The sequence below is a fragment of the Amycolatopsis ultiminotia genome, from assembly GCF_039536925.1.
GTDB classification, from domain to species: Bacteria; Actinomycetota; Actinomycetes; order Mycobacteriales; family Pseudonocardiaceae; genus Amycolatopsis; species Amycolatopsis ultiminotia.
This window is the reverse complement of record NZ_BAAAZN010000036.1, coordinates 1-24,646: the sequence shown is the minus strand read 5'-3', so window position 1 is coordinate 24,646 and position 24,646 is coordinate 1. Positions and strand designations below refer to the sequence as shown.

The 24,646-nt window shown below is 69.0% G+C and carries 26 protein-coding genes and 1 pseudogene; 22 read left to right on the top strand and 5 right to left on the bottom strand.

Features of this window, described 5'->3' with window-relative positions; all coding sequences use genetic code 11:
- Positions 1 to 6: 6 nt before the first annotated feature.
- From ABD793_RS41895 to ABD793_RS41870, 6 genes are all read left to right on the top strand, one after another.
- Positions 7 to 822 carry a 2-keto-4-pentenoate hydratase gene (locus ABD793_RS41895; protein WP_344869369.1) on the top strand — a complete coding sequence of 272 codons (816 nt, stop codon included), beginning with the start codon at positions 7 to 9 and terminating at the stop codon, positions 820 to 822.
- Positions 819 to 1,613: a 2-keto-4-pentenoate hydratase gene (locus tag ABD793_RS41890; protein ID WP_344869367.1), complete on the top strand. Its 795-nt coding sequence runs from the start codon at positions 819 to 821 to the stop codon at positions 1,611 to 1,613. Before ABD793_RS41895 ends, ABD793_RS41890 begins: the two co-directional genes overlap by 4 nt.
- Positions 1,614 to 1,615: 2 nt before the next feature.
- Complete coding sequence (locus ABD793_RS41885) at positions 1,616 to 1,813, top strand: tautomerase family protein (protein WP_344869365.1); 198 nt, start codon at positions 1,616 to 1,618, stop codon at positions 1,811 to 1,813.
- Between the two features lie 181 nt (positions 1,814 to 1,994).
- Positions 1,995 to 3,257 carry an acyl-CoA dehydrogenase family protein gene (locus tag ABD793_RS41880; protein ID WP_344869363.1) on the top strand — a complete coding sequence of 421 codons (1,263 nt, stop codon included), beginning with the start codon at positions 1,995 to 1,997 and terminating at the stop codon, positions 3,255 to 3,257.
- A gap of 163 nt (positions 3,258 to 3,420) precedes the next feature.
- Complete coding sequence (locus ABD793_RS41875) at positions 3,421 to 4,635, top strand: cytochrome P450 (protein WP_344869362.1); 1,215 nt, start codon at positions 3,421 to 3,423, stop codon at positions 4,633 to 4,635.
- A gap of 53 nt (positions 4,636 to 4,688) precedes the next feature.
- A complete protein-coding gene (locus ABD793_RS41870; RefSeq protein ID WP_344869360.1) occupies positions 4,689 to 5,729 on the top strand; it encodes an NADH:ubiquinone reductase (Na(+)-transporting) subunit F in 1,041 nt (346 codons plus the stop codon).
- A gap of 244 nt (positions 5,730 to 5,973) precedes the next feature.
- Here ABD793_RS41870 and ABD793_RS41865 read toward each other — a convergent pair whose 3' ends face one another.
- From ABD793_RS41865 to ABD793_RS41855, 3 genes are read right to left on the bottom strand one after another with little or no spacing between them, the layout of a single operon-like run.
- A complete protein-coding gene (locus ABD793_RS41865) occupies positions 5,974 to 7,428 on the bottom strand; it encodes an aldehyde dehydrogenase (RefSeq protein ID WP_344869359.1) in 1,455 nt (484 codons plus the stop codon).
- Positions 7,428 to 8,477 (bottom strand): 4-hydroxy-2-oxovalerate aldolase, encoded by a 1,050-nt coding sequence (dmpG, locus tag ABD793_RS41860; protein ID WP_344869357.1) that lies wholly within the window; start codon positions 8,475 to 8,477, stop codon positions 7,428 to 7,430. Before dmpG ends, ABD793_RS41865 begins: the two co-directional genes overlap by 1 nt.
- Positions 8,474 to 9,355: an acetaldehyde dehydrogenase (acetylating) gene (locus ABD793_RS41855; RefSeq protein ID WP_344869356.1), complete on the bottom strand. Its 882-nt coding sequence runs from the start codon at positions 9,353 to 9,355 to the stop codon at positions 8,474 to 8,476. Before ABD793_RS41855 ends, dmpG begins: the two co-directional genes overlap by 4 nt.
- A gap of 181 nt (positions 9,356 to 9,536) precedes the next feature.
- On the opposite strand from ABD793_RS41855, the gene ABD793_RS41850 reads away from it, so the two are divergent.
- The 5 genes from ABD793_RS41850 (at position 9,537) to ABD793_RS41830 (ending at position 13,962) form a co-directional block, all read left to right on the top strand.
- Positions 9,537 to 9,986 carry a tautomerase family protein gene (locus ABD793_RS41850; RefSeq protein WP_344869355.1) on the top strand — a complete coding sequence of 150 codons (450 nt, stop codon included), beginning with the start codon at positions 9,537 to 9,539 and terminating at the stop codon, positions 9,984 to 9,986.
- A complete protein-coding gene (locus ABD793_RS41845) occupies positions 9,983 to 10,747 on the top strand; it encodes an SDR family oxidoreductase (protein WP_344869353.1) in 765 nt (254 codons plus the stop codon). Before ABD793_RS41850 ends, ABD793_RS41845 begins: the two co-directional genes overlap by 4 nt.
- Before the next feature lie 303 nt (positions 10,748 to 11,050).
- Positions 11,051 to 12,136 (top strand): VOC family protein, encoded by a 1,086-nt coding sequence (locus ABD793_RS41840; RefSeq protein WP_344869351.1) that lies wholly within the window; start codon positions 11,051 to 11,053, stop codon positions 12,134 to 12,136.
- Positions 12,137 to 12,241: 105 nt separating this feature from the next.
- On the top strand, positions 12,242 to 13,330 hold the full coding sequence (locus ABD793_RS41835) for an S-(hydroxymethyl)mycothiol dehydrogenase (protein WP_344869350.1): 1,089 nt from the start codon (positions 12,242 to 12,244) through the stop codon (positions 13,328 to 13,330).
- Positions 13,327 to 13,962, top strand: coding sequence for an MBL fold metallo-hydrolase (locus ABD793_RS41830; protein WP_344869348.1), 636 nt, complete (start codon positions 13,327 to 13,329; stop codon positions 13,960 to 13,962). The genes ABD793_RS41835 and ABD793_RS41830 overlap by 4 nt, the downstream gene beginning before the upstream one ends.
- Before the next feature lie 405 nt (positions 13,963 to 14,367).
- On the opposite strand, the pseudogene ABD793_RS41825 reads toward ABD793_RS41830, so the two are convergent.
- Both ABD793_RS41825 and ABD793_RS41820 read right to left on the bottom strand, forming a co-directional pair.
- A pseudogene (locus ABD793_RS41825) lies at positions 14,368 to 15,108 on the bottom strand (ISL3-like element ISPfr2 family transposase); the annotation flags it as partial.
- Positions 15,109 to 16,002: 894 nt separating this feature from the next.
- On the bottom strand, positions 16,003 to 16,314 hold the full coding sequence (locus tag ABD793_RS41820) for a putative quinol monooxygenase (RefSeq protein ID WP_006247389.1): 312 nt from the start codon (positions 16,312 to 16,314) through the stop codon (positions 16,003 to 16,005).
- 107 nt (positions 16,315 to 16,421) lie between these two features.
- Here ABD793_RS41820 and ABD793_RS41815 point away from each other — a divergent pair, with 107 nt between their 5' ends.
- The 11 genes from ABD793_RS41815 to ABD793_RS41765 all read left to right on the top strand — a co-directional run bounded on the left by ABD793_RS41815 (position 16,422) and on the right by ABD793_RS41765 (position 24,537).
- Positions 16,422 to 17,363, top strand: a complete 942-nt coding sequence (locus ABD793_RS41815; RefSeq protein WP_344869347.1) for a GlxA family transcriptional regulator — start codon at positions 16,422 to 16,424, stop codon at positions 17,361 to 17,363.
- Between the two features lie 167 nt (positions 17,364 to 17,530).
- Positions 17,531 to 18,139 carry a DUF932 domain-containing protein gene (locus tag ABD793_RS41810; protein ID WP_344869346.1) on the top strand — a complete coding sequence of 203 codons (609 nt, stop codon included), beginning with the start codon at positions 17,531 to 17,533 and terminating at the stop codon, positions 18,137 to 18,139.
- A gap of 174 nt (positions 18,140 to 18,313) precedes the next feature.
- Positions 18,314 to 18,931 (top strand): hypothetical protein, encoded by a 618-nt coding sequence (locus ABD793_RS41805; protein WP_344869345.1) that lies wholly within the window; start codon positions 18,314 to 18,316, stop codon positions 18,929 to 18,931.
- A 158-nt stretch (positions 18,932 to 19,089) separates the two neighbouring features.
- Complete coding sequence (locus ABD793_RS41800) at positions 19,090 to 20,058, top strand: DUF3560 domain-containing protein (RefSeq protein ID WP_344869343.1); 969 nt, start codon at positions 19,090 to 19,092, stop codon at positions 20,056 to 20,058.
- 99 nt (positions 20,059 to 20,157) lie between these two features.
- Entirely contained in the window at positions 20,158 to 20,721 is a 564-nt protein-coding gene (locus ABD793_RS41795) for a hypothetical protein (protein ID WP_344869341.1), read from the top strand.
- 27 nt (positions 20,722 to 20,748) lie between these two features.
- Entirely contained in the window at positions 20,749 to 21,507 is a 759-nt protein-coding gene (locus ABD793_RS41790) for a hypothetical protein (RefSeq protein WP_344869339.1), read from the top strand.
- A gap of 156 nt (positions 21,508 to 21,663) precedes the next feature.
- Positions 21,664 to 21,993 carry a hypothetical protein gene (locus ABD793_RS41785; protein WP_344869337.1) on the top strand — a complete coding sequence of 110 codons (330 nt, stop codon included), beginning with the start codon at positions 21,664 to 21,666 and terminating at the stop codon, positions 21,991 to 21,993.
- Between the two features lie 52 nt (positions 21,994 to 22,045).
- Positions 22,046 to 22,390, top strand: coding sequence for a hypothetical protein (locus ABD793_RS41780; RefSeq protein ID WP_344869336.1), 345 nt, complete (start codon positions 22,046 to 22,048; stop codon positions 22,388 to 22,390).
- A gap of 183 nt (positions 22,391 to 22,573) precedes the next feature.
- Positions 22,574 to 22,852 carry a hypothetical protein gene (locus ABD793_RS41775; protein ID WP_344869334.1) on the top strand — a complete coding sequence of 93 codons (279 nt, stop codon included), beginning with the start codon at positions 22,574 to 22,576 and terminating at the stop codon, positions 22,850 to 22,852.
- Between the two features lie 6 nt (positions 22,853 to 22,858).
- Positions 22,859 to 23,449: an adenine nucleotide alpha hydrolase family protein gene (locus ABD793_RS41770; protein ID WP_344869332.1), complete on the top strand. Its 591-nt coding sequence runs from the start codon at positions 22,859 to 22,861 to the stop codon at positions 23,447 to 23,449.
- A 191-nt stretch (positions 23,450 to 23,640) separates the two neighbouring features.
- Complete coding sequence (locus ABD793_RS41765; RefSeq protein ID WP_344869390.1) at positions 23,641 to 24,537, top strand: tyrosine-type recombinase/integrase; 897 nt, start codon at positions 23,641 to 23,643, stop codon at positions 24,535 to 24,537.
- The last annotated feature ends 109 nt before the right edge of the window (positions 24,538 to 24,646 follow it).

The following is a 24,646-nucleotide window of genomic DNA, read 5'->3' as shown; positions in this document are numbered from 1 at the left end:
CAATTGATGAACGTCGACGACGTGGCCCAGACGGCCACGAGACTGCTCGCCGCCTACGAGGCGGGCTCACCCACCCACCCGGTGATCGCCGATCACCCCGACGCCACGGTGATCGACGCCTACGCGATACAGCAGGCACAGGTCGAGGAGTGGGCACGCCGCGGGGATCTGGTACGAGGCCACAAGGTCGGGCTGGCCTCGCGGGCCATCCAACGCCAGATGAATGTGGACCAGCCGGACTTCGGGCACCTGACGCAGTCGATGTTCCACCTGGAGCACGACCCGATCCCGGCCACCACGTACCTCCAGCCGCGGATCGAGCCCGAGGTCGCGTTCGTCCTGGGCCGACCGCTCGAAGGGCCGGGCGTGACGATCGCGGACGCCGTACGGGCGGTGGAGTTCGTCCTGCCCGCGCTCGAGATCGTCGACTCGCGGATCAGCGACTGGAAGATCTCCATCGTCGACACCATCGCCGACAACGCCTCCTCCGGCGGTGTGATCCTCGGCAGCCGTCCGGTCCCCCTGGCCGAGCTCGACCTGCGCCTGGTCGGGTGCACGCTGCACCGCAACGGGGAGCTGGTGGAGACCGGGGCGGGCGGGGCGGTGCTCGGTTCGCCGCTCAACTCACTGGTCTGGCTGGCCAACACCGTCGGGCCGCTCGGCGTGACCCTCGAACCTGGCCATGTCGTGCTGCCCGGGTCGATGACCAAAGCGATCCCCATGGCACCCGGCGACACCGTCGTCACCACGATCGCCGGCCTCGGCACGGTCACCGCCGTGCTCGGCTCGGAAGCCGACACCGAGAGAGGGCAGGCCGCATGAGCAGCACGGAAGACAAGTGGTCGGCGGCGCGGGTCGCCACGATCCTCCTCGAAGCAGAGGACAGGACCTCCGCCCGCGGATCCATCCAGGCGGAATGGCCCGGCCTCGACCTGGCGACCGCCTACGCCGCCCAGGACGACGCCCTCGCACGCCGGGTCGCTCGCGGCGAGACCGTGACCGGGCTGAAGCTGGGGCTGACGTCCCGCGCCAAGCAGCGCCAGATGGGGGTGGACGCGCCGTCCGTGGCGTGGCTGACCGACGCGATGGCATTGCCGGCGGGCGACCCCGTGCCTCGAGCCCGGCTCATCCACCCGCGTGCCGAGCCCGAGATCGTCTTCGTGATGAAGGACCGGCTGGCCGGGCCGGGCGTGACGGCCACCTCGGCGATGGCCGCCGTGGGGCACGTGTACGCAGGGATCGAGATCATCGACAGCCGGTATTCCGGGTTCAGGTTCACCCTGGCCGATGCGGTCGCCGACAACAACTCGTCCGGCGTCTACGTCACGGGCCCGGTCGGGCTCCCGCCGGAGAGCCTCGACCTGGCCCTGGAGGCCTGCCTACTGGAAGTCGACGGGCAGGTCGTGGACAGCGCCACCGGAGCCGCGGTGCTCGGGCACCCCGGCGAGGCTCTCGCCTTCGCCGCGAACACCCTCGCCGAGCGTGGACTGGCCATCGAGGCGGGCTGGACCGTGCTGACCGGCGGAATGACCGACGCGGTCCCGGTGGCCCCCGGCGCGCGGGTGGCCGCGCACTTCACCCACCTCGGATCGATCGCCCTCGCGGGAGGCTGAGAATGCCCTTCATCGACGTGACGATCACCGAGGGGCGCTCGCCCGAGCAGCTCCGCGCGCTGATCAAGGAGCTCACCGAGGCGGCCCACCGCGCGGTCGACGCACCGGTGGAGTCGATCAGGGTCGTCCTGCGCGAGTGCCCTCCGACGCACTGGGCTGCAGGCGATGTGACGATCGCCGAGCGCCGCGCCGCGCAGTAGGACAACACCGGCGAAAGCCCGGGCCGTGTTCCGCCACCCTGGACACGCCCCGGGCTGTCGTCGCTTCTTTCCCCTACTGCGGACCAAGGGTTGTGCCCGATCACAGGGTCGGGCTGGCTAGGAGAGTCGCGTGCGCACCGGCCGCGACAGGACGATGCCAGTGTCGGGCAGGAGAACTCACGTGACCGCAGTCGACGGCCAGACCACCCAGGTGAGCCAGCGGCCCGCAGGGCCGGAGCGCGTGGCGGACCGGCTCTACCACGACCTGTTGGCCCCCGAGGAGATCCGCGCCGTCCGGGCCCGCGTCCGCGCGATCGCGAGCGAGGCCGTCGCCCCGGTCGCCGCGCGGATCGCAAACGGTGACGAGCGCATCGACGGGTTCCCACGCGACGTCTTCGACGCCCTCGCCGAGCGCGGTGTCTACAAGATCCCCTTCGGCACCGACGTCGGCGGCGAGGGGCTCGAGCACCCGGCCACGGCCACCGCCGTGGCCGTCGAGGAGCTCGCCTACTACTCCAACAGCGTTGCGGCGATCTTCGACGTGCACTGCATCCTCGCCGGTAACGCGCTCAACCAGGGCAGCCCGGAGCAGCGCGAACGCTGGCTGAAGCCCATTGTGGCCGGTGAGATCGTTGGCGCGTTCGCGACCAGCGAGCCGGCCGCGTCGAGCGACCTGTCCCCGGCCGCTGTGCAGACGGTCGCGGTGCGCGACGGCGAGGAGTGGGTCCTCAACGGCCGCAAGCGCTGGATCACCAACTCCATCGTGGCCGGGGTGATCGTGGTGCTCGCCCGCACGGGCGAGCGGCTCACGACGTTCGTCGTCCCCACCACGACTCCAGGCCTGAGCATCGGCACCCCGGACCGCAAGCTCGGCAACCGCGGCCAGATCACCGCCGACGTCATCCTCGACGACGTCCGGCTCGGCCCGGAGGCCGTGCTCGGTGTGGAGGGTGGCGGGCTGAAGATCGCCCTGCAGACGCTGACGTACGGCCGGATCGGCATCGCCGCGGCCGGGGTCGGTATGGCTCAGGCGGCCTTCGATCACATGGCCGAGCACCTGCGCACCCGGGAGGCGTTCGGCGGACCGCTCGGAGGCAAGCAGCACTGGCAGTTCCTCATGGCAGACCGCGCCACCGAACTCGAGGTGGCCCGGGACCTGTACCTGAAGGCGGCGCTGCGCCTGGACTCCGGCATCCCGTTCCCGGAGCCCGAGGCGGCGATGGCCAAGCTGTTCGGCACCCGGCTGTCGGGCGACATCGCCCGGGACGCGGTGCAGGTCTTCGGCGGCTTCGGCTTCACCACCCAGCGCGGGGCCGACGACGCTCCCGGTCCCGTGGAGGCGATCTACCGGGACTGCAAGATCGGCGAGATCTACGAGGGCGCCAACGAGATCCAGCAGTGGGTGATCGCGCGGCAGATCCTCGGCCGCGACATCACGGGGTGATCTTCCGGCGTCCGATCGGCAAGCCGTAAACAAGTCCCCTCTGACGGCTGGTTATCCGCCATGCCGGAACGCGCGTTGTGACGCCGGTCGCGCCGCTCGAACCTAGGACCGAGTGCATGAGCGCCCGCCAACGCCGGCGGGCCCGACCTGAACGAGGAGCACCGTGACCATCACCCCGGACTTCGTCAACGACATCACCATGGAGCAGCTCGAGGCCGACCCGTACCCGTTCTACGAGCGGCTGCGGAAGGAGGCTCCGGTGGCGTTCGTGCCCGCCCTCGGGATGCACCTGGTCTCCACGCGCGAGCTCTGCGAGCAGATCGCCCGTGACGACGAGAACTGGCCCGCGGTGATCTCGGCGGCCGGCGGCCGGACCTTCGGCCCCGCCGCGCTGCTCAACACGAACGGCGAGGAGCACCGCGAGCTCCGCGACATGGTCGAGCCTCACCTCCAGCCGTCGGCCGTGGACAAGTACATCGATAACCTGGTCCGACCCTTCGCCCGCGAGCGGATCGCCGCCTTCGAGAACGACGGCCACGTCGACATCGTGGAGGCCTACTGCGAGCCGGTCAGCGTCCGTGCACTGGGCGACCTGCTCGGCCTCGACGACGTCAGCACGGACAAGCTCCGGGAGTGGTTCCACAAGCTCAGCGTGTCCTTCACCAACGCCGCGGTGGACGAGAACGGCGAGTTCGCCAACCCCGAGGGCTTCCGGCCGGGTGACGAGGCCAAGGCCGAGATCATCGCCCACGTCGACCCGAAGATCGACAAGTGGATCACCCAGCCCGACCACACCGCGATCTCCCACTGGCTGCACGACGGGATGCCCGAGGGACAGACCCGCAGCCGCGACGTCATCTACCCCAACCTGTACGTCTTCCTCCTGGGGGCGATGCAGGAGCCCGGACACGCGATGGCCACCACTCTTGCGGGTCTGTTCAGCCGACCCGAGCAGCTGGAGCGGGTCATCGACGACCCCGAGCTGATCCCGCGGGCGGCCGCCGAGGGGATGCGTTGGGTCGCGCCGATCTGGTCCGCGGTCGTCAAGCGGGCCGCACGGGACGTCACGGTCGGCGGCGTGGACCTGCCGGAGGGCTCGATCGTGATGCTCACCTACGGCTCGGCGAACCAGGACGAGCACGCCTACGACGCGCCGAGCCAGTACGACCTCGACCGACCGGTCAAGCCGACGATGACCTTCGGCGCCGGCAAGCACGCCTGCGCAGGTACCTACTTCGCCAACGCTGTCGTCCGCATCGGGCTCGAGGAGCTCTTCGAGGCGATCCCGAACCTCGAGCTCGACACCGACCACGAGGTCGACTTCTGGGGCTGGGGCTTCCGCGGACCCAAGCAGCTGTTCGTGAAATGGGAGGTCTAGGAGCCCGCTCACCGCGGGACCGAGCAACGGAGCTGGAGCGGAGTCGTCTGAAGATGGCTGACAAGTACACGGTCCGAGTCACGGGCCAGGACGTGGACCTCACGGTCGGAGAGGACCAGTCGGTCCTCGATGCCGCCCTGCGGGCCAACCAGTGGCTACCCCACTCGTGCACCCAGGGCACCTGCGGGACCTGCAAGCTCAAGGTCCTCTGCGGCGAGGTCGACCACCGCGACTCGCCCGAGTACACCCTGACCACGGAGGAACGCGACTCCGGGCTGGTCCTGGCCTGCAGGGTCACCCCGCGCTCGGACCTCGTGGTCGAGCCGATGGGCGCCGTCGACGACGGAGTTCCCCGCCACCCGTTGCGCGATCACGAGGGGACCGTCGTCGTGCTCGACGACATCGCTGCCGCGACCCGCCGGCTGGTCGTCGAGCTCGACGAGGAGATGCAGCTCAACGCGGGTCAGTACGCAGAGCTGCTGCTCCCCGGGACGACCCTCGCCCGGCAGTACTCCATGGCGAACCCGCCGTCGGAGACCCGCCGGCTCGAGTTCCACATCAAGCTGATCGAGGGCGGCGCCGCCACGGAGGGCTGGATCTTCCGCTCGCTGTCGGTGGGGGACCGCATCTCCCTGCGCGGCCCCCTCGGCCAGTTCCACCTCGTGGACAAGACCGATGGCCCCGTGATCCTCATCGGGGGCGGCACCGGCCTCGCGCCGCTGAAGTCCATCGTGCAGCACGCACTCGCCGAGGACCTGGCACCGGAGCTGTACGTCTACCACGGTGGCCGGCGGGAGGTCGATCTCTACGACGTCGAGTTCTTCCGCGAGCTCGACGCCCGCCACGACCACGTCCACTACCGGCCGGTGCTGAGCGAACAGGACTGGGACGGCGCTACCGGCATGGTGACCGACGCCGTCGTGGCCGACTTCGCCTCCTGCAAGGGCATGAGCGCCTTCCTGTGCGGCCCGCCGGCCATGGTGGCCGCAGCGGTGAAGGCCCTCAAGCGCAGGCGCATGGCCCCGAAGCTGATCTTCAAGGAGGAGTTCACCGTCGCACCCCCGGTGCCCGACGTCGACGCCGCAGCCTCCTGAGTCGGCGGAGGGGCAGACCGCCGCCGCGGACGTCACGAACTTCGTCTCCGGGGGCGCCACGATGCTCTTCTCCCCGGAGGAGCAGACGATCCCCTGACGTCCCGTCCCTCCTCACGACTGCGCCCCGCGGGAGATCTCCCGCGGGGCGCAGCGGCGTCGGGGGCCGGTCCACGGCTGTCGGGGTGCAGGCACGCCGGAGGCCCGGCCCCTGAGGGGGCCGGGCCTCGTCTGCCGTACCGGGCTGTCAGTGCATCCGCAGGGTGACCGCGCGCGGGTTGGTGAAGAACTCCCGCGAGTAGGGGCCGCCCTCGCGACCGACACCGCTCTGCCCCTCGCCGCCGAACGGCAGCCGCAGGTCGCGCTCGAAGAAGCAGTTGATCCAGACCATGCCCGCCTGCCACCTCGCCGCCAGCCGGTGGGCCCGGTCGAGGTTCTGAGTGCAGAGAATCCCGGCCAGCCCGTAGGGGCTGTCGTTGGCGATGGCGAGGGCCTCGTCCTCGGTGTCGAACGGGATCACCGTCTGGACCGGGCCGAAGATCTCCTCGCGGGCTGTGCGGGCCTGGTTGGTCAGGCCCGTGATGATCGTCGGCGGGTAGTAGAAGCCGCGGGCGAGGTCGCCGCCGAGCCGTGTGCCGCCGGTGACCACCTTTCCGCCCTCGGCCTGGGCGAGCTCGACGTAGCCGTGGACCTTGTCCAGGTGCGGGCCCTCGATCAGCGGGCCCATCCGGGTGCCGTCCACCTTCGGGTCGCCGACAGTGAGGGCCTGGGCCTTCTCGGTGAACCGGGCGAGGTAGTCGTCGAGGATGCCGCGCTGGACGAGCAGCCGGGTGCCCGCCAGGCAGACCTGGCCGCTGCCGGCGAAGACGCCCTTGATCGCGACGTCCGTGGCGATCTCGAGGTCCGCGTCGTCGAACACGACGTTGGCGGACTTGCCCCCCAGCTCGGCGGAGACCGGCGTGAGGTTCTGCGCCGCCGCCGCCATGACCTTGCGTCCGGTCGCGGTGGAACCGGTGAAGGTGATGCGGTCGACACGGGGGTCGGAGGTGAGCGGGCCGGCCACCTCGTCGCCGCCGTAACCCTGAACGACGTTGAGGACGCCCTCCGGGAGCCCGGCCTCGAGCGCGAGCTCCGCGAACCGCGCCGCGGACAGGGGGGTCTGCGGCGCAGGTTTGAGCACCACGGTGTTGCCGAAGGCCAGCGCCGGGGCGAACTTCCAGGACGCGAGCATCAGCGGCGCGTTCCACGGGCTGATCGCCGACACCACGCCCGCGGGCGGGGTCAGCACGTAGGACAGCAACGGACCGTCGGGATAGGCCTCGTTCGGTGCCATGGCCGCGAAGTCGGCGAAGAAGCGCAGGTTGTGCGCCACGCGGGGGGTCTCCGCGTGCAGCATGTGGGAGAGCACCTTGCCGCCGTCGCGGGTCTCGAGCAAGGCCAGCTCGTCGCGGTGCGCATCGACTGCGTCGGCCACCGCGTGCAGGATCCGCGCTCGTTCCTTGGGCGTCATCGACGGCCACGGGCCCTCGTCGAACGCCGTCCGGGCCGCGGTGACGGCCCGCGTGCCGTCCTCGGCGGTACCCCGCGCCACGATGCCGAGCAGGGACTGGTCGTGCGGGTCGTGGGTCTCGAACGTTCCGCCGTCGGAGGAGCCGACCCACTCCCCGCCGATCAGGTGCCGGACGCTGGTGGGTGCCGACATCAGACGCTCACCGCCGCCGACAGCGTCGCGTACTCGCCGCGACCGGCGAGCTCGGCGGCCACATCGATGATCATGTCCTCCTGGCCGCCGATGACGCCGCGCCGACCCAGCTCCATCAGGATGTCGCGTTCCTTGACGCCGTACTTCTTGGCCGCCCGCTTGGTGGGATGGAAGAAGGTCGAGTACACCCCGGCGTAGCCGAGGATCAGCGCGGTCTCGTCGACGATCTGCGGCTCCTTCATGAGCGGGGCCACGACGTGCTCGGCGGTGTCGATCAGTGGGAACAGGTCCACGCCGGTGTCGTAGCCCGCCCGCTCGAACGCGGCCGCGAGGACCTCGGTCTGCGCATTGCCGGCGGAGGCGCCGAGCCCGCGCAGTGAGCCGTCGATGAAGGTCGCGCCCTCCTCGGCGGCCGTCAGCGCGTTGGCGATGCCGACCCCGAGGTTGTTGTGGGCGTGGAAGCCGAGATCGGCCTTCACCTCGTCCCGCAGGGCGGCGACGCGGGCGCCGGCATCCTTCGGGACCATGGCGCCTGCGGAGTCGACCACGTAGATGACCTGCGCACCGTAGGAGTCGAGCTTCGCAGCCTGCTCGGCCAGCGCGGCCGGTTCGAGCTTGTGGCTCATCATGAGGAAGCTCATGACCTTCATGCCGTGCTCACGCGCCCAGACGATGGGCTGCTCGGCGCAGTCCGCCTCGGTGCAGTGCACCGCGACACGCACGGTCTTCGCTCCGGCGTCGATCGCGGCCTCGAGCTCGGCGAGCGTGGCGATCCCCGGCACGTAGAGCACGGCGATGTCGGCCTGGTTCGTCGCCTCCACGGCGGCGCGCACGTACTGCGGGTCGGTGGCCGCGGCGAACCCGTACTGGATGGAGGAGGCGCCGAGGCCGATGCCGTGGGCGACCTCGATCGTGGTGATCCCGGCCTTGTCGAGTCCCTTCGAGATCTCGGCGACCTGCTCGGGGGTGAACTGGTGAGAGACGCTGCTCATCCCGTCGCGCAGGCTGGTGTCGACAAGGGTGACCTTGGGGCGCTGGGTGTCGCTCATGCGAGGACTCCGTCCGTGAGGGTGTTGCGTGCCATCGCCTCGGCGACCTGGACGGCGGCGGCGGTGATGATGTCGAGGTTTCCGGCGTACTTGGGCAGGAAGTCGCCCGCGCCCTCCACCTCGAGCATGACGGTGACCTGGTCGCCCTCGACCTCGACGAAGCGCAGGCGGTAGCCGGGCACGTACTGCTGGACCTTGGCGACCATGTCCCGGACGGCCTGCTCGATGCGGGTGGCGTCGGGGTTGCGGACCTTCGCGTAGACCGTGTCCCGCATGATCATGGGCGGCTCGGCGGGGTTGATCACCGAGATGGCCTTCGCGCGGTCGGCGCCGGCGACCTCGGCCAGGGCCCGGCCGGTCTTCTCGCTGAACTCGCTGAGGTTCTGCCGGGTGCCGGGGCCGGCGCTCGCGCTGGCGATCGCGGCGACGATCTCGCCGTAGGAGGCGTCGGCGGCTTCGTTGATCGCCCACAGGATCGGGATCGTCGCCTGGCCGGCGCAGCTGACCATGTTCACGTTCGGGGCGTCGATGTGCTCGTCGAGGTTGACGGCGGGCACAACGTAGGGACCGACGGATGCGGGGGTCAGGTCGATCGCCCGGATCCCGGCCTCCGCATAGCGGGGAGCCGCGGCAGCGTGGACCTTCGCCGAGGTGGCCTCGAACAGGATCTGCGGGGGCTCCGGCCGCGAGAGCAGCCAGTCGATGCCCTCGGCCGAGGTCTCCAGGCCCATGTCCGCAGCGCGCTTGAGCCCCTCGCTGGCCGGGTCGATGCCGATCATGTAGCGGGGCTCCACAAGCGCGGAGCGCTGGAGCTTGTAGAGCAGGTCGGTTCCGATGTTGCCGGAACCGACGATCGCTGCCTGTACTCGCGCAGTCATCGTCACCACTTCCTGTTCCGGACCCTCAGGTGGGCCTCGATCCTGGGAAGCTAGGCGCGGGAGCGGGCCGATCCGAGGGACCTCCCGGATGGTCGAACACCGCCCGGGGCGGCGGCCGTCGGGTTCGGATATCGACGACGATGCACCCGACCGGCCGCGGCCTCGCCCATACTGCGCAGCTATGCCGATCCTGACGCTGCACCTGGTCGAGGGCCGCCACTCGCCGGAGGACATCCGCGCCGTGGTGGCAGCTTGCGCCGACGCCTACGCAAACGAGCTGAACTCGCCCATGGACCGGGTGCGGGCCTTCGTCCGGTTCCACGACCCGGCGTTGACGTTCGTGGCAGGTGCGTTCGTCGACGACGTGGACGCCCCGGCCGGGCACCCGGCCGACCCCACCGCGCCGTTCTTCGAGTTCATCGTCCTGAAGGGGCGTCCGCTCGCCCAACGACAGAACCTGCTGGCCACGTTCACCGACCTGGTGGTGAGCCACCTGAACGTGCGACGCGAGCTCGTCCGGGGCCGCGCGATCGAGGTCGACCCACAGGACTGGGGCATCGGCGGGACCCCTGCGTCCACCATGCGAGCCTCCGAGATCGCGGCCCGAGCGGCGGCGGGGGTACCCCAGTGAGCCCTGAAGCCGGCGGGCAGGCCGTCGTCGTCGGGGCGACCGGCGCCGTCGGCGGGGCCGTCCTCCGCCGGCTCCGCAAGGCCGGGCTGTCGGTCGTCGCGGTGGCGCGCGACGAGAGCAGGCTGGCCGGCATGGCCGCGGACGATCCCGGTGTGCTCCCGTGTCCCGCGGACGTCGGCGAGGACCGCAGCGGTGCGCTGATCGCGACCGCCTGTGAACGGGTCGGCGAGCCGGTGCGGATGGTGGTCCAGGCGGCGGGCCTGCCGGCGAGCGGGCCGCTGTCGTCGGTCGACCCCGGCCTCCTCGGGACGCTGGTGGGACTGAAGCTGGGTGGCCTGCTGCGTGTCGTCCGGGCGGTCGAGCCCATGCTCGGCCCGGGCAGCAGGCTCGTCGCGGTGGGTGGGCACTTCGGCTCCGAGCCCCAGCCGCAGACGTGCGGTGCGGGAGTGACCAACGCGGCGCTGGCGAACCTCGTGCGCCAGCTCGCCGACCACTACGGACCCCGCGGTGTGACCGCGCACCTCGTCGCGCCCGGCCCACTGGACACCGAGCGGCTGAGCCGGCTCGCCGAGGCGGCGGCCCACCGGGGCATCACGCGCGACGAGGTCCTCGACGAGTACCGCGAGCATTCCCCGATGCACCGCCTGACCACCGTGGACGAGGTGGCATGGGCCGTCGCGCTGCTGCTCGACCCGGAGGCGGTCGCCCTGCACGGCGCCACCCTCGCGCTCGACAGCGGTGCCCGACGCGGCTTGTTCTGACGGACCCGCCCTTCCGCGAGTGCGGAAAGGGACGGCCGTCGCGGAGGCCGGTGTTCGGGGTGGCCGGATGAGCATGGCCCGCTCGCAGGCACTCTGCGACCTTCACCGGCATGGCAGCACTGACGACGAGGTCACTCGATCAGGGCGGGGGTGATCGGTGGGCGCTCGCCCGGCCGCCCGGTCCGCGGCGCCTACCTCGTCGTCACTGCCCGCCCGCTGCCGGGATGTCGGAACCGATCTTCCGGCTCAGCGGGCACGTCCACAGCGGTGCTCGGCACCGCACCACGTTCCGAGGAGAGAACGATGAGTGAGACCAGTCCCCGACACGAGGTGGCCCACCTCGCCCGCACCGAGCTCTTCACGCCGGACCCCAACGGCACCCTCTGGTTCTTCACCAAGCTGCTCGGGATGTACGAGACGCGGCGGGAGGGCCAGTCCGTCTACCTCCGGGGGTACGAGGACCCGTACCAGTGGAGCATCAAGATCACCGAGGCTCCGCAGGCCGGGCTGGGACATGCCGGGCTCCGCACGAGCTCGCCCGAGGCGCTGGACCGCCGGGCCAAGGCACTGCAGGACTCGAACGTCGAGGTCTCCTGGGACGAGAACGAGTTCGGCTACGGCAAGACGCTGCAGTTCCAGTCGCCCGACGGCCACAACCTGTCGCTGGTCTGGGAGGCCGAGAAGTACCAGGCCCCGCCGGAGCTGAAGAGCAAGATCCTCAGCCGGCCGTCCAAGAAGCCGCTGCAGGGCTTGCCGGTCAAGCGGATCGACCACATCAACCTGATGGCCAGCGACGTGACGCCCATGAGGAACTCGTTCGAACGTCACCTCGGCTTCCGGACGACCGAGCGCGTCGTCGACGGCCAGGTCGAGATCGGCGCGTGGATGAGCTCGAACATCCTCGGACACGAGGTCGCCTGCATGCGCGACACCCTCGGCGAGCGAGGCCGCCTGCACCACGTGGCGATGTACTACGGCATCCCGCAGCACAACATCGACGCCGCAGAGATGTTCCGCGAGTACGACATCCAGATCGAGACCGGTCCGGACAAGCACGGCATCACCCAGGGCTCCTTCCTCTACGTGTTCGAGCCCGGCGGCAACCGGATCGAGATGTTCGGCGACACGGGCGTCCTGTCCCTCGAGCCGGACTGGGAGACCCGCACCTGGCAGTTCTCGGACATCGACACCGGCCTGGCCATCGGCGGGGCGAAGCTCCCGTTCGAGACCTACTTCACCTACGGCACGCCGAGCAAGCTCACGCTGACCGACCACATCGTGCAGTTCGCCGGCGGGCCGTCGCCCACCCCCGAGGCGGAGGCCGCGGCGGCGGCGCTTCCGGACGCCGTCGAGCAGTCCTCGCACGTCTCGGGCGTGCCCGCGCACTAAGCACGTCAGATCATCGGGTGTGGGCGCGTGCTCGGGCCGCGCCCACACCCGTGTCACCCGGCCCGTCGGCGGGCCGGCCGCTCCCCTCGTCACTGGAAGGTTCCGATGTCGCAGAAGGTCCGTGGAGTCGTCTCGCTGAAGAAGGGCGAGCCGGTCTCGGTGGAGACGATCGTGATTCCGGATCCGGGGCCGGGTGAGGCGGTGGTGCAGGTCCAGGCGTGCGGGGTCTGTCACACCGATCTGCATTACCGGGAGGGTGGGATCAACGACGAGTTCCCGTTCCTGCTGGGGCATGAGGCCGCCGGGATCGTGGAGTCCGTGGGTGAGGGGGTCACCGAGGTCGCGCCGGGGGACTTCGTGGTCCTGAACTGGCGGGCGGTGTGTGGGCAGTGCCGGGCGTGCCGCAAGGGCAGGCCCTGGTACTGCTTCAACACCCACAACGCGGCGCAGAAGATGACGCTCAAGTCGGGCCAGGAGCTCACCCCGGCGTTGGGGATCGGCGCGTTCGCCGAGAAGACCCTCGTGCACGCCGGGCAGTGCACCAAGGTCAACCCGGCCGCGCGGCCGCAGGTCGCGGGCCTGCTCGGGTGCGGGGTGATGGCCGGGATCGGCGCGGCGATCAACACCGGTGGGGTGGGCCGCGGGGACTCCATCGCCGTGATCGGCTGCGGCGGGGTGGGCGATGCGGCCATCGCCGGGGCGGAGTTGGCCGGCGCGACCACGATCATCGCCGTGGACCGGGACCCGCGGAAGCTGGAGTGGGCCAAGGGCTTCGGTGCCACGCACACCGTCAACGCCGCCGAGACCGACCCGGTCGAGGCGATCAAGGAGGCCACCGGCGGGTTCGGCGCGGACGTCGTGGTCGACGCGGTCGGCCGCCCGGAGACCTGGAAGCAGGCCTTCTTCGCCCGCGACCTGGCCGGCACCGTCGTGCTGGTCGGCGTCCCGACCCCGGACATGGTCGCCCCGGAGCTGCCGCTGATCGAGTACTTCGGCCGCGGTGGGGCGCTCAAGTCGTCCTGGTACGGCGACTGCCTGCCCAGCCGGGACTTCCCGGCGCTGGTCGAGCTGCACCTGCAGGGCCGGCTGCCGCTGGAGAAGTTCGTCTCCGAGGAGATCGGGCTCGACGACATCGAGTCCGCCTTCGAGAAGATGCACCGCGGTGACGTGCTGCGTTCGGTGGTGGTCCTGTGACCCCGCCCGGACCGGTCGACCACGTCGTCACCTCCGGCACGTTCTCCCTGGACGGGGGCACCTGGGACGTCGACAACAACGTCTGGGTGGTCGGTGACGAGAACGAGGTCGTGGTCATCGACGCCGCGCACGACCCGGAGAAGATCGCCGCCGCGATCGGGGGACGCCGGGTGGTCGCCGTGGTGTGTACCCACGCCCACGACGACCACGTCAACCAGGCGCCGCGCCTGGCCGACACCTTCAACGCCCCGATCCTGCTCAACCCGGCCGAGGCGCCGCTGTGGGAGATGACCCACCCGGACCGCACCCCGGACCGTGACCTCACCGACGGGCAGGTGATCACCGCGGGCGGTATCGAGCTGCGCGCCCTGCTCACCCCCGGCCACTCACCCGGCTCGACCTGCCTCTACGCCCCCGAACTGGGCACCGTGTTCACCGGGGACACCCTGTTCCAGGGCGGCCCCGGCGCGACCGGGCGCTCCTACTCGAGCTTCGACACGATCATCGACTCGATCCGCAGCACCCTGCTCACCCTGCCCGGGGACACCACCGTCCGGACCGGACACGGGGACTCGACCACCATCGGCGGCGAGGCCCCCCACCTCGAGGAATGGATCACCCAGGGCCGCTGACCGCCTACAGGTCCGGCTCCTCCCGGCACGGAGGCGCAGGGTCGCGCCCCCCGGCGACCCGTGCGCGAGCCCCTCCCTGACAGAGGTACACGATGCCGGCGGACTCGTGGACACCGGCATCGGGAGCGGTGCCCCACCATCCACTCGGTCGACGACGTGCAGCGGCTGAGCCGCGTCCGTCTCGGGTTCGAAGGCTGACCAGGTCCGCCGACTGCCACCAAGAGCAGTCGGGCGCAACTCGTGAAATCGCAGGGGAGAGCCGGTTTCCGCCGACCTCCACCAGGGTCCACCAAGGACGGGAACTACTCGTAATACGCCCGTCGGGTGGAGCGCTCGCCGTCACCGCTCTGGTGACCCTCGCCGCCGGCCGTCTCGTTCCTGCTGACCGTCGGCTGCCGGCCAGGCTCATCCCAATCGGGGGTGTAGGAGTTGGGGTCTGAAGCCGCCGGTCTCGAGCAGGCTTCGGGCGATGTAGTTGGTCAGGTTGCGGAACCCGAGTGCGGAGCCGCGCAGGTGTTCGAGCCGTCCGTTGAGCGCCTCGGTCGGCCCGTTGCTGGTGCCGGGTCGTTCGAAGTAGGCGAGCACGTCGGCGGCTCGCTTCTTCAGGGTCCGGCCCAGGGTGGTGAGCTCGGTGAGCACCTTGGGGACGCCGGCGCTGAGGTCGGTGATCAGCTTCTCCATGAGCTCGCGGCCACGTTGCCGGTCCTCGTGGCGATAGGCGGCGATCATGCGCTGGTAGACACCCCAGGTCGCCTCGACCTCGACGTGAGCGTCATCAACGAACAGCGCGCGTAGCCTGTCGCTCTGCTTGTCGGTGAGCAGGTCCGCGCCGGTGTGCAGCGTGCGCCGCGACTTGTAGAGCGGGTCGTCCCTGAACCCACGGTGCCCGTGGATCGCGAGTTGGACCCGGCGCCGGCACCTGTCGAGGGCGTCACCGGCCAGGCGCACGACGTGGAAGGGATCCATCACCGTGACCGCGTCCGGGATCTCCTCCGCAGCGGCGGTCTTGAACCCGGTGAAGCCGTCCATCGCGACCACCTCGACCGCGTCACGGAAGGCGTCGTCGCGGTCGGCGAGCCAGGTCTTGAACGCCGCCTTCGACCGGCCCTCGACCATGTCCAGCAGCCTTGCTGGGCCGGCGCCATCGCACCGCACGATCCGGTTCAAGTCGTTGCCCGGTCACGCTCAGACCGAGGCCGTCGAGTCGAGCGAAGGCGGTCAGGTCAGGGCGGCCGAAGCCGGCCGGCGGGGTAGCGTCGGACACGTCGAGGTCTTTCGGATGGATGGCGTAGGAACCTCCATCGTCGGGAGACCTCGACGTCTATCTGCGGACCGACGCGCCCGGCCGACCTACACCCTCATCTGGGAAGAGCCCGCAAAGCCGACGTGATTAGGTCGTCAGTTCGATTCCGACAGGCGACTCCGGCGAACAGCCCCTGACCTGCGCAAACGCAGGGCAGGGGCGGTTCGGTTCTGGTGGTCGCGCGATGCGCTGGCCTCACGGCTCTGCCCGACACCGACGTCGCTCTCCTCTGCGACGGACCCCTCGCCGGCTGAGCGCTCGCGGCCGGCATCCTGTCCGTGTGCCGATATGCCTCGCTCCGCTCGGCAACGCAGCGTGGCGTTGTGTCGCGACCTGGACGTGCGAGGTGTCAACGGTGCGTCGGCGCAGCGATCGTTGTGTGCGCAGCGAGATGCTCCATGCCGCACGCGCGGCGCGCACGAACGCAACGCCCCGGAACGCCAACGACCCGTCATCGCTGCGACGCGCAACGCGTCTCCCGTCACGGCAACGGATCGCAACCACGACCCGCCCACGGCGCCTCGCGGGACGGAGGGCAAGTTGACACAGTTGCGCTGCCATGGAACCGCGCTGGCTCTCTCGATGACCACCGGTGAAACAGTGCCGCTCCAGGCTTGCGCCTGGTGTTGCCTGGCCTCCTCGTGATCGGCCCGTCGGGGATCGTCAACGTGGTGCGGGTGTCGAGGCGGTCGGGTCCGACGGCTCGGCGGGGCGCGATCGTCTCGTGCGTTGGCGGACTACGGGAGCTTGGACGCGAGGACGTCGGCCGCCAGGATCTCGGGTGCTGCGCCGAGGAGGTGCTGGTTGGCCATCAGGGCTGCGACGATGGCGCCGTTGGCGTGGGCGTCGCGAGCGGCCTCGTCGGGGAATGCATCGAAGATCCAGAAGGTGTCGGCGTGGGTCCTAGCCGCGAACCAGACAATCGTTCCTACTTCTTCGTTGGCGAGTGCGACAGCGCCGGCGAGCAGATCGGCGAGCGCGTCGTGCTGTCCATCGGCCGCGACGATCTTGGCGACGAAGGCATACGGAAGTGATGCGGGTGTGGACATGAGGGGTTCTCCTTGAAGTCGGGGTTCTTCGTGGGGCGAGTTCAGCGTATGACGAGCGAGGGCCGGTGGGGAGTGGCGTATACGGCAGTATTGCTATTGTTCGCGCCATGCGTATCGGACTGATCGCGATCGACGGCTGCTTCGGTTCGGCGGTCGCGTCGGTCATCGACATCGTGCGGGTGGCCGACGGAGCCCGCGGCGATGTCGACCCGCGGATCGACCCGATCGAACTCGCCATCCTCGGGCCGAAACGGCGAGTGACCACGACGGCATCGATGACCCTGTCGGTGGACCACCCGCTGTCGGAGTCCGGAGAGTTCGACGTGGTCGTCGTCCCTGCGCTTGGAACCCTCACGGCCGCCGCGACCCACGACGCCCTCCAGAGCCGAGATGCTCGTTCGGTCATCGCCTCACTCGGGCGCCTCGACGACGCGACCACCCGGATCGCCGCGGCGTGCACCGGCGTGTTCGCCGTCGCCGAGACCGGACGGATGCATCATCGGCGGGCGACGACCAGCTGGTTCCTGGGGCCGGAGTTCCTGAAGCGCTATCCGACCGTCGCCCTCGATCTCGACACCATGGTCGTGGTCGACGGGAACCTCGTCACCGCCGGCGCCGCCTTCGCCCACATCGACCTCGCGCTCTCACTCGTGCGATCGATCAGCCCCGACCTGGCCCAACATGTCGCCAAGCTCCTCATCATCGACGAGCGCCCGTCGCAGGCGGCCTTCGTCGCCTACGAACATCTCCGGCACGAGGACTCGATCGTCGTCGAGTTCGAACGCTTCGTGCGCGTCCGCCTGGACGAACCGTTCAACGTCGCCGTCGTCGCGCAGTCGCTCGGCACCAGCCGGCGCACCCTCGAACGACGAGTCCGTGCGGCGCTCAACCTCACTCCGCTCGGCTTCGTCCAACGGCTTCGCATCGAACGAGCTCGGCACCTCTCAGCAACCACGGACCTCACCTCCGCCGAGATCGCGCGACGGGTCGGCTACGCGAACGCCGAGACTCTGCGCTCCCTCCTGCGCAGGGAGCGACGCCGTTCCTGACCTATCGCCATGCCTGTAGCCGGTGTCCTAGCGCTCGGTTGGAACCACCTCTCAGCACGTCGCGTCGACGCTCCTGCGTCGCCCCTGGACGACCCACTCGACACGCCCGCAGCACAGGCCATGTGACGTGCCCCGGCTTCCCGAACGGTCGGGGTTGGGTGGCTGTGATGTCGCTGCGTTCTCGTCGAGGGGGTCAGCAGACCCGATCAGGGTCGATTGGGATGAGCCGCGAAGGCGGTCAGGTCAGGGCGGCCGAAGCCGGCCGGCGGGGTAGCGTCGGACACGTCGAGGTCTTTCGGATGGATGGCGTAGGAACCTCCGTCGTCGGGAGACCTCGACGTCTATCTGCGGACCGACGCGTCCGGCCGACCTACACCCTCATCTGGGAAGAGCCCTCAAAGAACGGCAAGTTCCGCATCGTGGAGGCCCGCGACGCGCTCGCGATGGTGCACACCGTGGCCGAGGAATTCGCCGCCGAGGTCAAGGCCCTGTGCGAAACGACCGTGACCGAGCAGGCATGGCGCGCCTTCCTGGACGCGCACACCCCGGTTCCCGAGGAGAAGGGACGCGCCCGCACTACCGCAACGAACGAACGGGCCGCGCTCAACCGGTTGTGGAACACCGACAACCGGGTCAGCCCGTGGCGCGGTACCGCGTGGGGAGTGGTGCAGGCCATCAACACCTACACCCACCACGAAGCGATCGTGCGCAACGCCTCCCGCGCCGAACGCAACATGTCCCGCGCAGTGGACGGAAAAGCCGACGCGCTCGACTAGGACACCGTGACGACGCTCGGCAAGGTGCTGGCTTCGGTCTGACAAGAACCGTCGCCGCTTCGGTGCCCGCGCGGCCATGCGCCGCGCGGGTGCCGTGGCCGCGAGATGGCCACAACCGGTGCCCGAACCAATTTCGGCGCACACAAATCCGCGACACAGGAAGGAAACCAACCCATGGACATGCAGGCATTCGCGGTAGCGATGGCGGAAGCGCTCGACGGGACATGGACGGTCGGACTGGGCCACCACGGTCACCGCGACCGGTATCTCATCGGCCCAGACGGTGAAGAGCTTCACGTGTGCTACTCCGACTGGGAGAAGACACCACGGCTCAGGCTGTCCGCCAGCCTCCCGGCCAAACTGGCGACTATCCGGCACCGCCACGGAAACCCGGTGCCATCACACGACATCACGGTATCTCCGGCGAAGACACCGGAAACCGTCGCTGCCGAGACTGCCCGGCGGCTGCTGCCCGGCTACCGGGCCACCCTCGCGGAAACCCGCGAGCTGAAACAGCGAATCGATGACCAGGCCGCTGCTCGCGACCGGCTCGCGAACGCCATCGCGGACCCGCTCGGCGCGACCGTGCACACGCCCGGACCCAGTCCGCTCGGCCACGACCCGCAAGAAGCAATCGTGCGCTACCGGGGGCCGTTGGCCGGCACCGCCACGGTGCCCCGCAACGGCGGACGCGTGGCATTCGCCTTCTCGGTCGCCCCGGGCGATGCCGCCCGTGTCGCTGCGTTCCTGGCGACATTCCCGCGAACGGTGGGTTGGGACCAGGACCACTGACCTGCCCAGATTTGGGCGGACCGAACAGGACGGCCCGCACCACGGGCGAAACGAAGTGAAGGAGGCACATCGCCATGTCCTTGGGAACTCTGACAATCCATCATGACTACGAGTCCGGCACGACCGTCGAGGGCACCACCCGTAACAGTCCTGCGCACTTGGCGCTGAAGGCCCACCCGTCGTGGACGTGGTCCCGCTACGCCACAGCGTGGCTGCTGCGGTCCTCCCGGCACCGCCAGTCCAAGCCGTACGCCATCGCTGACATCGAGCGCGTGCTTACCGACGCGGGCTACACCGTCGAGCGCGATATCGACGACACCATGCCCAGCGTCGAACAGCAGGAAACCGATCTTGCCGACCGGATGGATGACCGGGTGGGCCGACTCACCGAGCGCTCTGGGAAGCACCAGGCCCAGGCCGATGCCACGCGGGCGAAAGCCGACTACGTCTTCCACGACATCCCAATGGGCCAGCCGCTGCTAGTTGGTCACCACAGCTACAAGGCCGACCGCAACCGGCGCGAGCGCGCCTGGAACAACCTCGGCAAGTCGATCAAGCAAGGCGAGTACGCCGACGAGCTGGCGCGTCGCGCCGAAACGGCCTCACACCACGTCGGTGCCCGCAACAACTCGGTCACCGTGGCCAACCGGATCGAGAAGCAGGAAGCCGGCCGTCGGCGTCTTCAGCGCGAACTCGACGGCGAACCGGGCTGGGTGACTGAGACCGACGAGCACGGCAAGCCGCGGCACCGCTGGGGAATCCAGCACCCTGGCGAGGAGCGCGCGGTCTACCTGCGGCGCGAAATCGCCACGCTCACCGAACAGATCGACTACTGGAAGGGCGTCTACGCCCAGCTCCAAGCCGAGGGAAAGGCGTCCACGCTGGGGCCGGACACCGTGAGCAAGGGCGACTGGGTGCTCTACAACAACATGTGGATGCGGATACGGCGGGTCAACAAGAAGTCGGTAACCGTGCCGAACCCGGTCTTCCCACCACCACGGCCGGGAGAGAAAGAAGCCACCTGGACCGTTGCCTGGCACAAACTGCGCGGCCACCGCACCACGGAGCAGATGCCGCCGGAGATCGTCGAGGCGTACGAGGCACCAGGCACCGACCGGATCAACTGATGCACGTACTCCAGACCCCGGCCCGTCGCCGAAATATGGGTCACCGCGCACGAAGGCGCGCCTCAAATCATTTCATTCCCAACAGTAAGGGAAATCGCCATGAACACCACGACCGTCGCCCCCTCGGCCATTCGGCTCGACTGCGGACATGTTCCGGTGCCCGACGGAATCGGCACCGGATTCGCGACCGACTCCGCTACCGGTGCGACTGCCTGCTACGCCTGCGCCGACGAACGACAGCGGGACGCACTCAACCACGCGACCCGCTTCGCTGCCTACGTCGCCTGCGACAGTGCCACGCTCACAACCTGGTCTGGTGGGCATCTCGCCACCATCGACCCGGCCGACCGGCACCAGGCTGGCGAACGAGCCATCACGCCCACCGGGCACCGCTGGACCCGCTTTACCTGGCACGCCACCGACGGCGACGGCGGCAGATGGTTCGGCGTCAACGGTGGACCGGGCCTCGTGGTCTTCCTCCGCCGCCTCCGGGTGTGCGCCTGGCAAACCGAATTCGGCAACGGACGCCCGCCGCGCTACTGCCACCGGCGCGCAACCCGGCAGGCCAGCAGCGCACCGCACACCCTCTACTGCCGCCAGCACGCCTGCATGGCATGCGATCTCTACGCATGGACCACCCAGCCGATCACCACCACCCGATAACTCCTCTGTTTAAGGAAAGGATCTGTCATGTCCGCACCGAATCTCACCTCGACCGACGGAGAGGTGTACGTCGCCCTCGCCGACACCACGCAGGTGTTCCCGGCGGTCATCGAGGATGAGCGTTGGAGCGGGTTCGCTGTGCCCCGGTTCCGGCGCCCGGTGGCCGAGGCCGTTGTCTCGTGGCTCAACGAGATGCACGAGCAGGACCCCGACGACTGGCCAGACACAGCCAGTTTCGACGGCGACGTGCTGACCCTCCTGGAGACCTACGCCGACATGCTGTTCCTCCTGACGAACCGCGTACCGAACCCCGAGGAGACTGAGGTCAGGCCAAACCGGATCGAGCCGGACGAAAACGGCCGTTACGCGATCGGTCGCGAATGGCCCTGGGAACTCACCGCCCCGCCAACCGATCCGCAGGCAGATGCCGATCTGCTGGCCGAGTCCGCCCGGCTCGTGCCCGAGGACGACGAAATCCTGGTCACAATCAACATCGACGGCACGGACCCCGCCTTTCCTGCGCTCGCCTCGGAGATCCACGGGTGGAGCAGGGCGGGATGCCCCCGCTTCAGGCGCACCGTGGCCGAGGTGGTCGTCGCCTGGATCAGCGACACCGCCCGCAAATACCCCGAGGGATCTGACCTCGCCTACTGGGACGGCGACACGATCGTCATGGTCGACCACCAGGCCATCGGCGAAGACGGATACCTGCCTGACCGGATCACCGCCGCCGAGGACGGCCGCTTCTCGATTGGTGCCAACTTCGAGTGGGAGCGCGCGGACTGACCGGGCCGGTACCCGACCGCGATGCGGGCCCTGGCCATCGCGGGCAGGAGGGGGTCGTCCCTGACGGCCCCCTCCGCTTTTCTCAGCCACGCCTTCAACTGCGCGGCTGTGCCGCGCAGATGTCAGATCGAACGACAGCGGAAACAGAGGAAAGCCATGCATGCCAAGTCAAATCGCGTACGTCCACTCGGGCCTGTCGGTATCGACGAACTAGACCCGGCGATGTTCGCAGGTGACGGCGAGCCCCGGGACACCGCCAACCAGGACGACATCATTCACGACAACACCCGCAAGGCCGGATTCGCGGCAACGGCCATCAACGCCTATGCCGCGCAGGTCGGCGGCGGCTACGAGACCTTCCACGCCCTCATAGGCGACTTCTTCGCAGACCTGCACCACCTTGCCGACGCCCTCGACATCGATCTCGCCGCCGCCATCAGCGACGGCCGGGATGACTACCTCGCCGAGATCGGCTGCGATCGATAGCCGCCGAGCAGCGACAGGCCCGGCGGAAACGGAGGAAAGAAAGGAAAAAGCAATGGCCGAAGTGAAACTGACCAAACTCACCAACGATAATGTTCGGGCGCTCAGGGAAACGATGAGCAGCGAGCAGGCGGCGAAAGTCCGGCTGACCGCGACCACTGCCGTCTTCGAGATGAGCGCGGAGGAGGCCGCGATCATGGTTTCCTACTTGCAAAGTCAGGCGGCCCAGGACCATGGAGCCACGGGCCACCCGTACAAGTCGCTCACGGCCGTGCGACGGAAGCTGGAAGCCCTCGAAGCCTCCGAAACATCGGCGACCGCATCCACGCCGTTCTCGCCGACGGCGCAGAAGGCGCCGGAGGCGCTGGCCGAACTGCTCCGCCTGGATAGCAACGAGTAGTGGGCCGGGCCGTCTTCGCGGCCGACCGAGAAGCCCGCCAGCATCCTGCACAAGAACCACCACCCGCATCCTGGCCCGTCGGCCCCACGTCGCTCTCGGCCACATCAATGACAAACAAATCCGCCTGTGGAGACGGCATCCGATGCCGTCTCCACAGACCCTCTGTCCTGACTGGAGATCTTTATGAGTGCCCAAGAATTCCGTATCTCGTGGACATTCATGCAGAAGTTCGCGATGACACTCACGGTGGACGAAGCCCGCGCCGTCTTCACATCCGATCCGTCAGCCGTAAACCAAGACGCGGACCGCGCCCGCCAGCAGCTCGCAGTGAGCGCGACGATCGGAGAGCTGCGGGACCTGCTGCAGAAGAACCCGGCTGTTCTCTACGACGCGATGTGTTCTGTGGAGGACGACGAGGTCGAGCACGTGCGCCGCCTCGACAGCATCGAGATCGTCGGGTGAGCGCGCATGGGTCACCACGACTGCCACGAAAAGATGGATGATCCGGACCTGGCTCGCTACGACATTATTCTGGTGAATTCCAGTGGTGGCAAGGATTCCCAGGCGATGCTCGACGTCGTCTGCCGCTGCGCGGCTGACGCGGGAGTGCTGAACCGGATCACGGTCCTGCACTGCGCGCTGGGGCGCGTCGAATGGCCAGGAACCGCGGACCTTGCTAGGCGGCAAGCCCTGCACTACGGCGTCCGATACGAGGAGCGCCACCGAGAGCAGGGAGACCTGCTGACCCAAGTCCGCCAGCGCGGGCGCTGGCCGTCGGCAACAGCTCGCTACTGCACCTCTGACCAGAAGCGAGGCCCAGCAAGGAAACTCGTCACGCAGTTGGTCAACGAGCTAGGTGCGATCAACCGGCCCGCTCAGGTGCTCAACTGCATGGGCCTGCGTGCCCAGGAGTCTCGCGCACGTTTGAAGAAGTTCGAGCAATGTTGCGTTGGCTGCATCACGGTCGAAGGGGTCTCGGCCCTGAACTCGTGCGTCGCCGGTGCGCTCGACGACCCAGTTGTACCACGTGCCCACCTTGTTGATCGGGACCTACCTTGAAGATCGTCGTAGATGGTGTAGCGTGCGCGCTATTGGTGCGTCGAGTGCATCAGATTGCGGCGGTCTGCGACTAGGGCGGTTGCGGAGGGTGACATTTGGTTGATGGAGGACGCACTGCGGACCGCAGCCGTGAGGGCGGTTCGTCGGCGGTTCCGGGTGTAGCGACGCTGCATGTGGTGCCGGGTGTGGCCATGCTGCGGCCGGCCGAGGCGGTGTTCGAGAAGACCTTGCAGGGGTTTGCCGATCATCAGCGGGCTCGGCGGTTGTCGAAGGACACAGTTCGCCAGCGGTTGCGGATCGCGCGGCAGGTTCAGGCGGTGGCGGACGGCTATCCGTGGGAGCCGGTGTGGAACCGGGTGTTGTTCGACCGGTGGTCTGCGATGCTGGCGGACACTGTGGCTACGTCCACGATGCGGAAGTACCAGAACGATTTGGCGCTATATCTGGGTTATCTGAGCGATCCGGCCTACGAGTGGCCGCAGGTCTGCCAGGAGCTGTTCGGCTCGTTCACCTCGTTCGCGCTCAGGGATTTGAACGCGGTCCGGCACGCGCAGGAGTACATCGGCAAGCCCAGCGGGAACCGGCCCCTGAGCAGGGACGAGGTCAAGAGCCTGTTCGGCTGCATGGATCCGGAGATCCGGCGGCTGCGGACCGAGGGGCACAAGGGAGCGCTGACGGCGGCTCGTGATCTGGCGCTGTTGACCACGCTGTACGGCTGGGGTCTGCGGCGGCGGGAGGCGGCGCGACTGGAGACGCACGACTGGCGCCGGCAGGCGAAGCTGCCCGAGTTCGGTGATCACGCCGCCTTGGCAGTGCGGTGGGGCAAGCCCAGTGCCGGGCAACCACCTCGGCGACGGATGGTGATCTCGGTCTGGCCGTGGGCGGTGCAGACCGTGCGAATCTACCTGGAGAACGTCCGCCCGCTGTTCTACGTCGACCGCGAGGACGACGGCGTGATGTTCCCGACCGAACGTGACGAGATGATCTCCGAGCGGGCGGTCAATCAACGGTTCCAGCACTGGCGCGAACTGGCGGGGCTGCCGGACCATCTGGGCCCGCACTGCCTACGACACATTCTCCCCGCTTAGTTTTCGTGTGGCGATTAGCCTTGACGGGGTACGGGAGCAGGGTGTTTGCGCTTTGCCTTGAGTCGTGTGGTGTTTCTATGGTCTCCGGTCATGATCTTGAGCTTCTTCT